This is a genomic window from Streptomyces sp. Y2F8-2 (assembly GCF_014905555.1).
Lineage (GTDB): Bacteria > Actinomycetota > Actinomycetes > Streptomycetales > Streptomycetaceae > Streptomyces > Streptomyces cynarae.
Window position 1 is genome coordinate 413,231 of sequence record NZ_BNGS01000008.1, and the last position, 14,029, is coordinate 427,259.

The following is a 14,029-nucleotide window of genomic DNA, read 5'->3' on the forward strand; positions in this document are numbered from 1 at the left end:
CTGTGCTGGAGATGACGCGCGAGGAGTTCGAGGAACTGGTCGCCGAGGCGCTCGACCGGATCCCGCCGGAGCTGACGCGGCTCATGGACAACGTCGCGGTGTTCGTCGAGGAGGAGCCGCCCGCGGACGATCCCGGGCTGCTCGGGCTGTACGAGGGCACTCCGCTGACGGACCGCGGCGAGTGGTACGCGGGCGTACTGCCGGACCGGATCACGATCTACCGGGGGCCGACCCTGCGGATGTGCGAATCCCGGGAGGACGTGGTCGCGGAGACCGAGGTGACGGTGGTGCATGAGATCGCGCACCACTTCGGCATCGACGACGCCCGCCTGCACTCGCTCGGGTACGGGTGACGTGGGAGGGCGTGCGGGCGGGGCACGGGTGACGCGGGAAGGCGTGCGAGTGGGGCACGGGTGACGCGGGACGGAGTGTGCTCCGGTGCGGGTGACGTCCGGGAGCGATGTCCGCGGTGGCCGTCGAGCGTCCTTGCGTACAGGTGACCTCGGGCGGGTGATGTTGCCGCCGCGCGGCGCGTGTCCTCTTGCGGGCGGCGGGAGTTGGGCAGGCTGACTTCTCGTATGCCCCGGAGGTGGCTGCCCGTGCGCGCCAGTTACGTACCCGTCCGTCTGGCCGCCACGGTCATGGCCCTCGCCGCCGCCACCGGCTGCATGAGCGTGGGGGACGACGCGGGCGCTCCCTCGCAGGCGCCTTCGGTGGGGCGGCACGGCGGCGCGGCACCGGACGGGGGTTCGGCGACGAGCGGGGGCGCGGACGCGGGTCTGGCCGGAGCGGCGGCCAAGGCGGGATCGCCGAAGCCGGCCGGGTCCGGGGCCGGGGGGTCCTCCGCGCCGCCCTCCGCGTCGGCGTCCAAGGGCGGCGGGTCGAAGGACACCGGGCCGACCGCCAAGGAGACGTCAGGGCCCGGCAAGGGGGGCGGCGGTGCGGTGCCGCCCGCGCCGACGGTGGGGGAGCCGGACCCCACGCAGACTCCGGTCGATCCGACGCCGACGAGCCGGCCGGACCCGCCGTCGCCGACCCCGACGACCGCGGAGCCGTCGTCCTCGGCGCCCGGGCAGGCCACGCAGCTGACGCAGCGGGAACCGGCGCCGCGAGCGGGAATCCCGGCGGTATAGGCGTGTCCGCATCCAGGGTCGGCATCCAGGGCCCTGGTGCCTGTGGCGAGAGTCACCCGGAGGGGGCGTGGATCGGTTTGCTTTCGGCGGGTCGAGGTGCGTATCTTGGTAGATCGTTTGATCCCATTTGCCCGGCGCCTTGAAGACGCGCCGCGTGTGGCGCGTACTCTCCCTAGCCGTGGCCGGACCGCATCGAGGCGGTCGAATGCGACTTCACGGATGTTTGGGCACGTGCCAGAACTCCGGAAGGTTCACATTTCGCATGTCTGTTGCCGGTACCGAGCACATCGTCCTGTCCGCGGACGACTCCCAGAACACCGAAGGCACCTCTGTGGCCGCTGAGGCCCAGGACACCGCTCCCGAGGCGACCTTCTCCGACCTCGGCCTGCCCGAGGGCGTCGTCCGCAAGCTCGCGCAGAACGGCGTCACCGTCCCCTTCCCGATCCAGGCCGCGACCATCCCGGACGCCCTGGCCGGCAAGGACATCCTCGGCCGTGGCCGCACCGGCTCGGGCAAGACGCTGTCCTTCGGTCTGCCCACCCTGGCCACCCTGGCCGGCGGGCACACCGAGAAGAAGAAGCCCCGGGCCGTGATCCTCACCCCGACCCGTGAGCTGGCCATGCAGGTCGCGGACGCGCTGCAGCCCTACGGCGACGTGCTCGGGCTGAAGATGAAGGTCGTCTGCGGCGGCACCTCCATGGCGAACCAGATCTACGCCCTCGAACGCGGCGTGGACATCCTGGTCGCCACGCCCGGCCGGCTGCGCGACATCATCAACCGCGGCGCCTGCTCCCTCGAGGACGTGCGGATCGCCGTCCTCGACGAGGCCGACCAGATGTCCGACCTGGGCTTCCTGCCCGAGGTCACCGAGCTGCTCGACCAGGTCCCGGCGGGCGGCCAGCGGATGCTGTTCTCCGCGACCATGGAGAACGAGATCAAGACCCTCGTCGACCGGTACCTGAACGACCCGGTGAGCCACGAGGTGGACGCCGCCCAGGGCGCGGTGACGACCATGTCGCACCACATCCTCATCGTGAAGCCCAAGGACAAGGCCCCGGTCACCGCCGCGATCGCCTCCCGCAAGGGCCGCACCATCATCTTCGTCCGCACCCAGATGGGTGCCGACCGTGTCGCCGAACAGCTGCGCGACGCCGGGGTGAAGGCGGACGCGCTGCACGGCGGCATGACCCAGGGCGCGCGCACCCGGACGCTGGCCGACTTCAAGGACGGGTACGTCAACGTGCTCGTCGCGACCGACGTCGCCGCCCGCGGCATCCACGTCGACGGGATCGACCTGGTGCTCAACGTGGACCCCGCCGGGGACCACAAGGACTACCTGCACCGCGCCGGCCGCACGGCTCGTGCCGGCCGCACCGGCACGGTGGTCTCCCTCTCGCTGCCGCACCAGCGGCGCCAGATCTTCCGGCTGATGGAGGACGCGGGCGTCGACGCCTCGCGCCACATCATCCAGGGCGGGGCCGCGTTCGACCCGGAGGTCGCCGAGATCACCGGCGCCCGGTCGATGACCGAGGTCCAGGCGGAGTCCGCCGGGATGGCCGCGCAGCAGGCCGAGCGGGAAGTCGCGCAGCTCACCAAGCAGTTGGAGCGGGCGACGCGGCGTGCGGCCGAACTGCGGGACGAGGCCGACCGCCTCGTCGCGCGGGCCGCGCGGGAGCGGGGCGAGGACCCGGAGGCGGCGGTGGCAGCCGCGGCGGCGGAGAGCGTCGAGGCGCCGGCCGAGGTCTCGGTGCCGGAGCGGCGGACCGCCAGGGAGGCGGAGCGCGGCGAGGGCGCCGAACAGGGCGAGCGCGCGGAGCGTACGGCCGGTTCGTCGTCGTACGAGCGGCGTGAACGCCGGGAGGAGCGCGGCGGTTTCCAGCGGGACCGTGGTTTCGACCGTGACCGGGACCGTGGCTTCGACCGCCGGGACGACGACCGTGGCGGCCGTTCGTTCGAGCGGCGCGACGACCGGGGCGGCTTCCGCCGCGACGGCGACCGGCGCCCGTTCGACCGTGACCGCGGCTTCGCCGGCCGTGACCGCGACCGTGGCTTCGACCGCCGTGACAGCGACCGCCGTGACAACGACCGTCGTTCGTTCGACCGGCGTGACGACCGTGGTGGCTTCCGCCGTGACGACGACCGTGGTGGTTTCCGCCGTGACGACGACCGCGGTGGCTTCCGCCGCGACAACGACCGTGACCGCCGCCCGTTCGACCGCGACCGCCGTGACAACGACCGTCGTTCGTCCGAGCGACGTGACGACCGTGGTGGTTTCCGTCGTGACAACGACCGGCGCCCCTTCGACCGGCGTGACGAGCGCGGCGGGCACCGTGGCAGCGACCGCCCGTTCAACCGGGACCGCCAGGGCGACCGCCCCGGTTTCCGCTCCGGCGGCCACGACCGCCCCTACGGCCGTCGTGACGACCACCGCGGCACCGGCTCGTTCGGCCGCCGCGAGGACAAGCCGCGCTGGAAGCGCAACGGCTGACGCCGAGTGAACCTGGAGGGCCCGTACGACTTCCCGTCGTGCGGGCCCTTCCGCTTTCCGTCGTACGGGGGGCCCTTCCGCGCACCACGGCGGCAGCCCCTTTTCCGGCCGTCGGTTTCAAGTCATCGGGTGACGCATGTCACGCCCCTGACGAGGGAATCGCTGGGGGCATGACAGATGACGTCAGAGCGAGCGGGCTGTCGGACGAAGAGCGGCTGGCCCAGCTCGGCTACACACAGGTTCTCGCGCGCCGGATGTCGGCGTTCTCCAACTACGCGGTCTCCTTCACGATCATCTCGGTCCTCTCCGGCTGCCTGACCCTCTACCTCTTCGGGATGAACACCGGCGGCCCCGCCGTGATCACCTGGGGCTGGGTGGCCGTCGGCCTGATGACGCTGTTCGTCGGGCTGTCGATGGCCGAGATCTGCTCGGCGTACCCGACCTCCGCGGGCCTGTACTTCTGGGCCCACCGCCTGGCGCCGCCGCGCTCGGCCGCGGCCTGGGCTTGGTTCACCGGCTGGTTCAACGTGCTGGGTCAGGTGGCCGTGACGGCGGGCATCGACTTCGGTGCCGCGTCGTTCCTGGGCGCGTACCTCAACCTCCAGTTCGACTTCGAGGTCACCCCCGGCCGCACGGTTCTGCTCTTCGCGGCGATCCTGCTCCTGCACGGCCTGCTGAACACCTTCGGCGTCCGTATCGTCGCCATCCTCAACAGCGTCAGTGTGTGGTGGCACGTGCTCGGGGTCGCGGTCATCGTCGGCGCGCTGGCCTTCGTACCGGACCACCACCGGTCGGCGTCCTTCGTCTTCACGAAGTTCGTGAACAACACGGGCTGGGGCAGCGGCACTTACGTGGTCCTGCTCGGTCTGCTGATGGCCCAGTACACCTTCACCGGCTATGACGCCTCCGCCCATATGACGGAGGAGACGCACGACGCGTCCACGGCGGGGCCGAAGGGCATCGTCCGCTCCATCTGGACCTCCTGGATCGCCGGCTTCGTCCTCCTGCTGGGCTTCACCTTCGCCATCCAGTCCTACGACAAGGAACTCCGGTCCCCGACCGGCGCGCCGCCCGCGCAGATCCTGCTGGACGCCCTCGGAGCGAGCGCGGGCAAGCTGCTGCTGCTCGTGGTGATCGGCGCGCAGCTGTTCTGCGGGATGGCGTCCGTGACGGCCAACAGCCGCATGATCTACGCCTTTTCCCGTGACGGGGCGCTGCCGTTCTCGCATGTGTGGCACACGGTCAGCCCGCGCACGCGCACCCCCGTGGCGGCGGTGTGGCTGGCGGCGATCGGGGCACTGGCCCTGGGCCTGCCGTACCTGATCAACGTGACCGCGTACGCGGCCGTGACGTCGATCGCGGTGATCGGCCTCTACATCGCCTACGTCATCCCGACCCTGCTGCGGGTCCGCCGGGGCGGGACCTTCGATCGCGGCCCCTGGCACCTGGGCCGCTGGTCCCAGCCGATCGGCGTGATCTCGGTGGCCTGGGTCGTCGTGATCACGATCCTCTTCATGCTCCCGCAGGTCTCCCCGGTCACCTGGGAGACGTTCAACTACGCCCCGGTCGCCGTCCTGGTCGTCCTCGGCTTCGCGGCCACCTGGTGGCTGGCCTCGGCCCGCCACTGGTTCCTGAACCCGGACCACGAACGCACCCGCATCCGCGAGGCCGCCCTTCCCCAAGCTCTCGGCTCCGCTCGAGCAGAGGAGACCCCAAGCGGCGCCCCCGAGCCGGCCGACCCGTAGCCCCACCGGCCACCCGCACGGCCGCCCCGAGACCCACCCACATGCCACCCACAGCGAACACTTCCGGCCCGCCTCCCCGATACCCGATCGGAGATACGGCCTCGTCGGGCTATGCTCGGGGAGGCAACATCGCGAGGGCCCTTAGCTCAATTGGCAGAGCAGTGGACTTTTAATCCATTGGTTGTGGGTTCGAGTCCCACAGGGCCTACGGTCCGCAGGCGAGGGGCACGCCCCTCCGGCCTGTCGTGCGGCGTCCGGTTCGGCTTCGGCCGGGGCGGGCGCCGCTTCGTTCTCCGGGCCGTGCGGGAGCATCTCACGGCCCTGCACTTCCTCGTCGTACGGGGCCATCCCCTGCTCGCCGCACGTCTCGTGCCGGACCGGGCGCCGTCCGTCCTCGAGTTGCGCATGAGCTACCGCACCGGAACGGCCCTGCTGCCCCGGCTGATGGAGATCTGCACCCGGCGTGGTTTCCGCATCCTGCAGGTCGAGGTCGACCGGCTGCCCGGCAGCACCGACCCGGCCGCACGCGTCCTGCTTGAGCTGGAGGCTGACGTCCGAGCTGTTCGAGAACGACGGCGTGCTGGATGTGGAGATGACCGCCGCCACGGACGACGAGTAGAGACGACGAGCAGAGCCGAACGAGCAGAGACGACGAGCAGAAGCGTCCCGGTGGCGGCCGGCGAGCGGCATTAGAGCGTGAGCCCTGCGGGTACCCGGACGTGGTGGCCGGAAGTCTGGTGTCCTCCCTGGCGTCCGTGACCCGTGCCGGGGTCAGCGGGGCGTGGTCCCTCGGCGCGGCGGGCGCCCGTACCGCCGGGCGGGTGGCGCCGGTGGCGGCCAGGACCGGGCTGCGTGCGGCCGAGGGGAGCGGGCGGGTCGCGGTGGCGGCGGTCCGACAGGGCCTCTCGGCGGCCACGGGGGTTCCCGGGCGGGCCGTGCGGGCGGGGCGTGTACTGGCCGATCTCCATCCGCGGCGGCACACCCGTCATGTATGGGCCTCGCACGGGCGTGCGCATATCGAGGTGCGCGGGCTCGATCGCGGCGGCCGCACTCGGGAGCGGCTGACCGGCGGGGTGACCAGGGCGCTGCGCGGACTGAGCGGGGTGCGGTGGGCCGAGGTCAACGCGGTGACCGGCCAGGTGCTGCTGTCGTTCGACGAGCGCAGCGTCGGGGTCGACCGCCTGCTGAACACGGTCAGGGCGGTGGAGAAGGCCCAGGGCGTGCGGGACGCTGACTTCCCCTGGGCGCAGCCGGTCACCCCGGGCGACGACGCGCCGGTCGCGGCGGTGACGGCCGAGTTGCTGGTCGACTGCGCGGCGGTGGCCGCCGGGGTGGTCCGGAGGGTGTTCGGGCTGCCGTCGCTGCCCCGGGTGGTGCCCGTGGCGGTGGCGGCGCTGGAGCTGGAGCGGGGGCTGCGCAGACCGTTGGTGCGCCGTATCGGACCGCTGGAGACCGATCTGCTGCTGTCGCTGGCCGGCGCCGTCGTGGGCGGGCTGTACGGCGGTATCGGGATGCCGGCCGTCGACGCGGCGAACCGGATGCTGCTGCTTCGCGAGATCCGCGCCCGGCGTCAGGTGTGGGAGCGGCGCGAGAGGGACCTGTGCCCGGGCCCCGCGTGTGTGCCGCACACCCGGCCGGTGCGGCATCTGCGCGGCAGGGCACGGCCGCCCGGTCCCGTCGAGTGGTGGGAGGCGCGGCTGGCGCCGGCCGCCCCGCTCACCGCGGCGGCGGTGTTCGCGCTGACGGGCAGTACCGGCCGCGCGGCGGACGCCCTGCTCGCCGCCGTCCCCCGGGCGGCCCGTTACGGGCGGGAGGCCTTCGCCGCCACGGTCGGACGTGAGCTGGCGCGGCGTGGTGTCGTACCGCTGGACCCGTCGGCGCTGCGGTTGCTCGACGTGGTCTCCGCCGTGGTCGTCGACTCCGCGGTGCTGGTGACGGAGGGCGGGCGGCCGGCTCCGCCCGCCGTGACGGTGCTGGCCGCCGCACGCGCCACCGGAGCGCGGGTGGTGCTCACCGAGGACGAGCGCATCCGTGAACTCCTGTGCCCCTCCGACGAGATCGTCGGCGGGCGCGAACGCCTCGCCGACCGGGTGTGCGCGCTGCGGGACCACGGGGAGGGCGTCCTGGTGATCTCCGGTACGGACGCGGAGGCGCTGGCCGCCGCGGACATCGCGGTCGCGGTGCCCGACGCGCCGGGCGCCGAGGCTTCCTGGTCGGCGGACCTGGTCTGCGCGGACGGTCTTCGGGACGCCTGGCGCATCCTGCGCGCGGTGACCGCGGCCCGCGAGGTCTCCCGGCGCTGCGTCCGGCTGGCGCTGGCGGGCTCCACCACCGGAACCCTGCTCGCCCTCGTCGGCCGGAGGCACGGCGTCCTCCGCGCCCTCACCCCGGTGCACGTCGCGAGCCTGCTGGCCCTGCTGTGGTCCACCAGGACGGCGCGACGCGCGGTGCGGTGAGCCTCATGTGTCCGCCCGTGCGAGGGCAGATGCCGCCGGCTCGCTTGCCCGGCGGTTGCCGTAACCCCGGTTCCGTGGGCGGGAAGTACGCCTCCCGCCCACGGATGAGATGAGCTTCCGTCTCCCGGGCTGCCTCAGGCTCCGGCGACGTCGATCACTGCCAGGTTCTTCTTGCCCCTGCGCAGCACCAGCCAGCGACCGTGCAGCAGTTGGTCGGCCGTGGCCACCGCGTCCTCGGAGGTCACCTTGACGTTGTTCACGTAGGCGCCGCCCTCCTTCACGGTGCGGCGGGCGGCCGACTTGCTCGCCACCAGGCCGACCTCCGCGAAGAGATCGGTGATCTGGCCGAGTTCGCTCACCTTGGCGCTCGGGAGCTCGGACACCGCGGCCGCCAGCGTCGCCTCGTCGAGTTCGGCGAGTTCACCCTGCCCGAACAGCGCCTTCGACGCGGCGATCACGGCAGCGCACTGGTCGGCGCCGTGAACCAACGTGGTCAGCTCCTCGGCGAGCGCACGCTGCGCGGTACGGGCCTGCGGTCGCTCCGCGGTCACCTTCTCCAACTCCTCCAACTCCTCGCGGGACTTGAAGGAGAGGATGCGCATGTACCGCGAGATGTCCCGGTCATCCGTGTTCAGCCAGAACTGGTAGAACGCGTACGGCGTGGTCATCTCCGGGTCGAGCCAGAGCGTGCCGGTCTCCGTCTTGCCGAACTTGGTGCCGTCCGCCTTCGTCATCAGCGGCGTCGCGAGCGCGTGCACCTCGGCGTGCGGCTCCAGGCGGTGGATCAGATCGAGACCGGCCGTGAGGTTGCCCCACTGGTCACTGCCGCCCGTCTGGAGGGTGCAGCCGTACCGCCGGTACAGCTCCAGGAAGTCCATGGCCTGGAGCAACTGGTAACTGAACTCCGTGAAGCTGATGCCCTGTTCGGACGCCAGGCGCTGGGCGACCGAGTCCTTGGTGAGCATCTTGTTCACCCGGAAGTGCTTGCCGATGTTCCGCAGGAACTCGATCACGGACAGGCCCGCGGTCCAGTCCAGGTTGTTGACCATGGTCGCCGCGTTGTCGCCCTCGAAGGAGAGGTACGGCTCGATCTGCGCGCGCAGCCGGGTCACCCACTGGGCGATGGTCTCCGGGTCGTTCAGGGTGCGCTCGGCGGTCGGCCGCGGGTCGCCGATGTGGCCGGTCGCGCCCCCCACGAGGGCCAGGGGCCGGTGCCCCGCCTGCTGGAGTCGGCGTAGGGTGAGCACCTGCACCAGGTGGCCGACGTGCAGGCTGGCCGCGGTGGGGTCGAAGCCGCAATAGAACGTGACGGGGCCATCCGCGAGAGCCTTGCGCAGTGCGTCCTCGTCAGTGGACTGGGCGATCAGCCCACGCCACATGAGCTCGTCGACGATGGCCGTCACGGTCCTGTGTCTCCTAGAGTCGCGGGTGTCAATGTGGCGGCCAGTGTAGTGCTCCGGCCGGATTTCTGCGTTTGTGCTGCTCAGCGGCCGGGCGGTGAAGGAGCGGCCAGGCCATTCGCATCCGGAGTGTCCTGGATCACACAGCCACGGACTTCTGCGCCCGTGCGCGCGGGAACGTCCCTCCCTTTCAGCCCGCCGTCAGTTCCGTGAGCGGCAGCGTGTGCTGGGTGTGGACCACCTTGGCGCGCAGATAGCGCACGTTCTGGGCCGTGGTGAAGACGCCCGTGGGGACGCGGTGGGTGACCGTGAGACCGAGGTCGCGCAGCTGCCGGGCCTTGTCGGGGTTGTTGGAGAGCAGGTCCAGGGCGTCGATGCCGAGCGCGCGGAGCATCTGTGCGGCGGCCGTGTAGTCGCGGGCGTCCTCCGGCAGGCCGAGCGCGGCGTTCGCCTCGTAGGTGTCCAGGCCCTGGTCCTGGAGAGCGTAGGCGTCGAGCTTGTTGTAGAGGCCGATGCCGCGGCCCTCCTGGCGCAGGTAGAGCAGGACGCCGCCGTGCTCGGCGATGCGCTCCACCGCCTCCCGCAGCTGGGGGCCGCAGTCACAGCGGGCCGAGCCGAAGACGTCGCCGGTCAGGCACTCGGAGTGCAGCCGCACCAGCGGCGGCCGCCCGGCGGCCGGCTCGCCGAGCACCACGGCCACGTGCTCCTGCCCGTCGGCCAGGCCGTGGAAGGTGACCAGGTCGGCGGTGACCGTGTAGCCGTCGCCGAAGCGGAGCGGGACCGTCACCCGGGTGCGGACCGTGGCGGCCGGAAGGTCGGCACCGGGCAGGTCGGCAGCGAGCAGCTCGCCGGCGGGAAGAACGGCGCCGGCCAGGTCGTTGGCGGGGAGGGGGACGGCCAGGGCGGCTGCGGGCAGCCCCGCCGTGTGCGGGGCGGTTGTGTGCGGGTCGGCTGTGTCACCGGTGTCACGGGAAGGGGCGGTCTCGTGTGCGTCGCGCATGGCTGTCGTCTTTCTCCTGGCCGACGATGGCGGGTGCGGAGGATGCGCTTCGCGCTTCGGCCTCATGCTTCAGATTTGAAGCACAACCTCGGCCGAGACTCTATCCCTGCTTTAAATTTCAAGCAACTATTTTTCCTGTGTCGCCCGTCGCCCGTCGCCCGTCGCGCGCCGCCTGAGTCAGGGCGTGGACGAACGCCGGCGCCACGGCAGTTCGCCGCACGCCGACCGCTCCTCGTCCTGCTGGAGCGCCTCCGTGATCCGGGAGCAGATGGCCTCCAACTGGGCCACCTGCTCCTCGGTGAGGTGGTCGAAGACGGCCGAGCGGACGGTCTCGACATGACCGGGCGCCGTACGCTCCAGAAGCGCCCTGCCGTCCTCCGTCAGGATCGCGACGCTGCCGCGCTTGTCGGTCGGGCAGCCCTCCCGGCGGACCGTTCCGTCCTTCTCCAGCCGGGTGACCGCGTACGTCAACCGGCTGCGCGTGATCTTCAGCGCCTCGGCGAGATCGGTCATGCGCATACGGTGGTCGGGCGCCTCGGAGAGGTTGGCCAGGACCGAGTAGTAAAGGTGCGGCATGCCGGCCTCCTGCTGGAGCTGCCGGTCGATCGCGTCCTCCAGGAGCCACGACGCGGCCAGGTACGAGCGCCAGGCACGCAGTTCCTCGGGGGTGAGCCAGCGGGTCGTCATACTGACAGTGTAGTTATTGTTTAAAAGTTGAACCAAGTTGCCTCGTTCGCCGGATCGTCCCGAACCCAGGAGCGCCGCCATGGCCCACCCCTACGTCCTGTTGTCCGCCGCCGTCTCCCTCGACGGCTTCCTGGACGACACCGGGCCCGAACGGCTGCTGCTGTCCGGCCCGGAGGACTTCGACCGGGTCGACGAGGTGCGGGCGGGCAGCGACGCCATCCTCATCGGCGCGGGCACGCTGCGCACCGACAACCCCCGGCTGCTGGTCTACTCGGCCGAGCGGCGTGCGGCCCGCCTCGCCGCCGGGCTGCCGGAGTATCCGCTGAAGGTCACGGTCAGCGCGTCCGGGGACCTCGATCCCGAGGCCCGCTTCTGGCACACGGGCGGCGCGAAGACCCTCTACACGACGGACAAGGGCGCCCGGCGGCTGCGCGGTCTGCTGCCGGCGGACGTGGAGGTGGTCGCGCTCGGGCCGGAGGTGGAGTGGCGGGCCGTGCTCGACCACCTCGGGGACGTGAAGGGCGTACGGCGGCTGATGGTCGAGGGCGGCGGGAGCGTGCACACGCGACTGCTCCAGCAGGGGCTCGCGGACGAGGTGCAGCTCGTGGTGGCGCCGCTGTTCGTGGGGGAGCCGGACGCCCCGCGGATGTTCGGGCACGGCGCGTACCCGCCGGGGCGGATGCGGCTGGTGGAGACGCGCGCGGTCGGGGACGTGGTGCTGATGCGGTACGTGCCCACCGCGCCCGGCACCGGGAGGCTCGCCTCGGCCGCGGACCGGCGGTGGCTGGAGGTGGCCTGCGAACTGGCGGCCCATTGCCCGCCGTCGGAGACCGCCTTCAGCGTCGGCGCGGTGGTCGTCGCGGCGGACGGCACGGAACTTGCGCGGGGACACTCCCGGGAGGGCGGCGACCCGGTGGTGCACGCCGAGGAAGCGGCGCTGGCGAAGCTGGACCCGACGGATCCGAGGCTGGCCTCCGCGACGGTATACAGCAGTCTGGAGCCGTGCTCCCGCCGCGCGTCCCGGCCCGCGCCCTGCGCCCGGCTGATCATCGAGGCGGGGGTACGACGGGTGGTGACCGCCTGGCGGGAACCGGACACGTTCGTCGCGTCGGCTGACGGGAACGCGGTGCTGACGGCCGCCGGCGTGGACGTGGTGCTGCTGCCGGAGTACGAGGACCGCGCCAAGGCCCCGAACGCCCATCTGCTGCCCCCGGCCGCCCGGTCCTGACGGCCTCGAAGGGGGGCCGAGCAGCTCCGCGTACGGCCGGAAATCGCTGGTGGGAGGCATGGGGGCGAAACCCGTGCGCTACCTGTCGCGCGCATGGCGTACACTGGAATCACCGACGCGGGGTGGAGCAGCTCGGTAGCTCGCTGGGCTCATAACCCAGAGGTCGCAGGTTCAAATCCTGTCCCCGCTACTGAAGGCCGAGGGCCGGAGTCCGAAAGGGCTCCGGCCCTCGGTGTTTCCCCGGCCCTCTTTCACCCACTGGCGGCTACTCCGCCCGGCCCACAGCGGTCGCCCCCCGCCGCCCTTCCGGGAAGCCTGGACGGGTGGTGCAGCAAGCAGGCGAGCGGTGGTCATGGGAGCAGGAAGATCCGGACGAGCGGCGCGGGCCCGAGGGGCCCCGTGAGGAGAGGGCCGAGGACCACGAGCGGTCGCGCGGGCCTCTCTCCGGCCGCCAGGACGGGTCGGGCGGGCGTCTCTCCGACCGTCACGACCGGTCGGGCGGGCGTCTCCCCGACCGCAGCAACCGGTCCGGCGGGCGTCTGCCCGACCGCGAGGACCGCCGACCCGGCCGACCCGGCCGGCTCGTCGGAGCTGCCGGAGCTGCCGGAGCCGCCGGAGCCTCCATGCCCGACCCCGACACCCCCGTCCCCGCCTCCGGTGCGAGGACCGTTGCGGTTTCGGCGTACACAGGGGCCGAGGCGGAGGCCGTCACGGAGGCCGAGGAGCGGCGGATCTCGTACGCGCGGGCCTTTCTGCGGGCCCTGCCCTGGCTGCTGATCGTCGCCGGAGTCTGCTTCGACCTCTTCGCCCCGTCCGACTACACGGCCGGCCCCCTCTTCACCGCCGCGCCGCTCGTCGCCGCGCCCCTGTTCTCGTTGCGCGGCACCGTCCTCACCGGCACGGCGGCCGTCGTCGTGGTCTTCGGGGTCCACCTCGGGCTCGGCGTGCTCGGGAAGGCGGGCGAGGTCACCGAGGTGGCCACCGTCGTCACCGTCGCCGCCCTCGCCGTCCTCATCAACGTGCTGGTCCGCCGCAACGTCGCCCGCCTCGCCTCCGCCCGCCAGATCGCCGAGGCGGCGCAGCGTGCGGTGCTGCCCGAGCCCGCCGCCCGGATCGGTGGGCTGGACATCGCCGCCCGCTACGAGGCCGCTCAGGCCGACGCGTTCATCGGCGGGGACCTGTACACCGTCCAGGACTCCCCGCACGGGGTACGGCTCGTCGTCGGCGACGTACGCGGCAAGGGCATGGATGCCGTGACCGCCGTGGCCGTGGTGATCGGCGCCTTCCGGGAGGCCGCCGAGCAGGAGCCCACGCTCGAGGCCGTCGCCCAGCGCCTGGAACGGGCGCTGTCACGCGACCGCGCCGGACGCGAGGGGCCCGACGTGTACGAGGGGTTCACCACCGCGGTCCTCGCCGAGATCCCGCACGGCTCCGGCGTCGTCCGCATCGTCAACCGCGGCCACCCCGCCCCGCTGCTCCTGCTCCCGGACGGTTCCCTGCGAGAACTCCAGGCCCGCGAGCCCGCGCTGCCGCTCGGCATGGGCGACCTCGGCGTCTGGCCCGACCGGGTGGAGGAGTGGGACTTCCCGCCCGGCTCGACGCTGCTCCTCCACACCGACGGCGTCTCGGAGGCACGGGACGCGCACGGCCGGTTCTACGACCCCGCCGTCCGCCTCGCCGGACGGGTCTTCCCCAGCCCCGGCGCCCTGCTGAGCACCGTCACGCGCGAGGTCGCCCGGCACACCGGTGGCCGCGGCACGGACGACATGGCGCTGCTGGCCGTGCGCCGGCCCGGACGCCCTCTGAGCGCGATCACGAAGAGTGAGTGAGTCGTGGCATTCCGCATAACAACTGACATGCTGTCAATATCTGTGAGGTCACTGGGACGGGGG

The 14,029-nt window shown here is 72.3% G+C and carries 11 protein-coding genes and 2 tRNA genes; 10 read left to right on the forward strand and 3 right to left on the reverse strand.

Translation table 11 applies throughout. The annotated features are described in order from the left end of the window. The first annotated feature begins 2 nt into the window (after nt 1–2). The 7 genes from SY2F82_RS27405 (at nt 3) to SY2F82_RS27435 (ending at nt 7,822) form a co-directional block, all read left to right on the forward strand. The gene (locus SY2F82_RS27405) at nt 3–353 is read left to right on the forward strand and encodes a metallopeptidase family protein (RefSeq protein WP_200421795.1); all 351 of its coding nucleotides are present in this window, start codon (nt 3–5) and stop codon (nt 351–353) included. Nucleotides 354–599: 246 nt separating this feature from the next. Further along, nucleotides 600–1,133 carry a hypothetical protein gene (locus SY2F82_RS27410; RefSeq protein WP_200421796.1) on the forward strand — a complete coding sequence of 178 codons (534 nt, stop codon included), beginning with the start codon at nt 600–602 and terminating at the stop codon, nt 1,131–1,133. A 262-nt stretch (nt 1,134–1,395) separates the two neighbouring features. Beyond that, nucleotides 1,396–3,621 carry a DEAD/DEAH box helicase gene (locus SY2F82_RS27415; protein ID WP_200421797.1) on the forward strand — a complete coding sequence of 742 codons (2,226 nt, stop codon included), beginning with the start codon at nt 1,396–1,398 and terminating at the stop codon, nt 3,619–3,621. Nucleotides 3,622–3,791: 170 nt separating this feature from the next. Then, nucleotides 3,792–5,366 carry an amino acid permease gene (locus SY2F82_RS27420; RefSeq protein ID WP_236041821.1) on the forward strand — a complete coding sequence of 525 codons (1,575 nt, stop codon included), beginning with the start codon at nt 3,792–3,794 and terminating at the stop codon, nt 5,364–5,366. Between the two features lie 135 nt (nt 5,367–5,501). Beyond that, nucleotides 5,502–5,574 (forward strand) — tRNA-Lys (locus tag SY2F82_RS27425). A gap of 92 nt (nt 5,575–5,666) precedes the next feature. Next, nucleotides 5,667–6,059: a hypothetical protein gene (locus tag SY2F82_RS27430; RefSeq protein WP_200421798.1), complete on the forward strand. Its 393-nt coding sequence runs from the start codon at nt 5,667–5,669 to the stop codon at nt 6,057–6,059. A gap of 29 nt (nt 6,060–6,088) precedes the next feature. After that, complete coding sequence (locus tag SY2F82_RS27435) at nt 6,089–7,822, forward strand: heavy-metal-associated domain-containing protein (protein WP_200421799.1); 1,734 nt, start codon at nt 6,089–6,091, stop codon at nt 7,820–7,822. Nucleotides 7,823–7,956: 134 nt separating this feature from the next. On the opposite strand, the gene tyrS is transcribed toward SY2F82_RS27435, so the two are convergent. The 3 genes from tyrS to SY2F82_RS27450 all read right to left on the reverse strand — a co-directional run bounded on the left by tyrS (nt 7,957) and on the right by SY2F82_RS27450 (nt 10,909). Next, the gene (gene tyrS, locus SY2F82_RS27440; protein WP_200421800.1) at nt 7,957–9,225 is read right to left on the reverse strand and encodes a tyrosine--tRNA ligase; all 1,269 of its coding nucleotides are present in this window, start codon (nt 9,223–9,225) and stop codon (nt 7,957–7,959) included. Nucleotides 9,226–9,412: 187 nt separating this feature from the next. Continuing rightward, nucleotides 9,413–10,051 (reverse strand): GTP cyclohydrolase II, encoded by a 639-nt coding sequence (ribA, locus tag SY2F82_RS27445; protein ID WP_200421843.1) that lies wholly within the window; start codon nt 10,049–10,051, stop codon nt 9,413–9,415. 348 nt (nt 10,052–10,399) lie between these two features. Further along, nucleotides 10,400–10,909 carry a MarR family winged helix-turn-helix transcriptional regulator gene (locus SY2F82_RS27450; protein ID WP_200421801.1) on the reverse strand — a complete coding sequence of 170 codons (510 nt, stop codon included), beginning with the start codon at nt 10,907–10,909 and terminating at the stop codon, nt 10,400–10,402. A gap of 79 nt (nt 10,910–10,988) precedes the next feature. Between SY2F82_RS27450 and SY2F82_RS27455 the strand changes: the two genes are divergently transcribed. From SY2F82_RS27455 to SY2F82_RS27465, 3 genes are all read left to right on the forward strand, one after another. Then, complete coding sequence (locus tag SY2F82_RS27455) at nt 10,989–12,137, forward strand: dihydrofolate reductase family protein (RefSeq protein WP_200421802.1); 1,149 nt, start codon at nt 10,989–10,991, stop codon at nt 12,135–12,137. A gap of 116 nt (nt 12,138–12,253) precedes the next feature. Further along, nucleotides 12,254–12,327, forward strand: a tRNA-Met gene (locus tag SY2F82_RS27460). A gap of 433 nt (nt 12,328–12,760) precedes the next feature. Beyond that, a complete protein-coding gene (locus SY2F82_RS27465) occupies nt 12,761–13,966 on the forward strand; it encodes a PP2C family protein-serine/threonine phosphatase (protein WP_200421803.1) in 1,206 nt (401 codons plus the stop codon). Nucleotides 13,967–14,029: the final 63 nt, after the last annotated feature.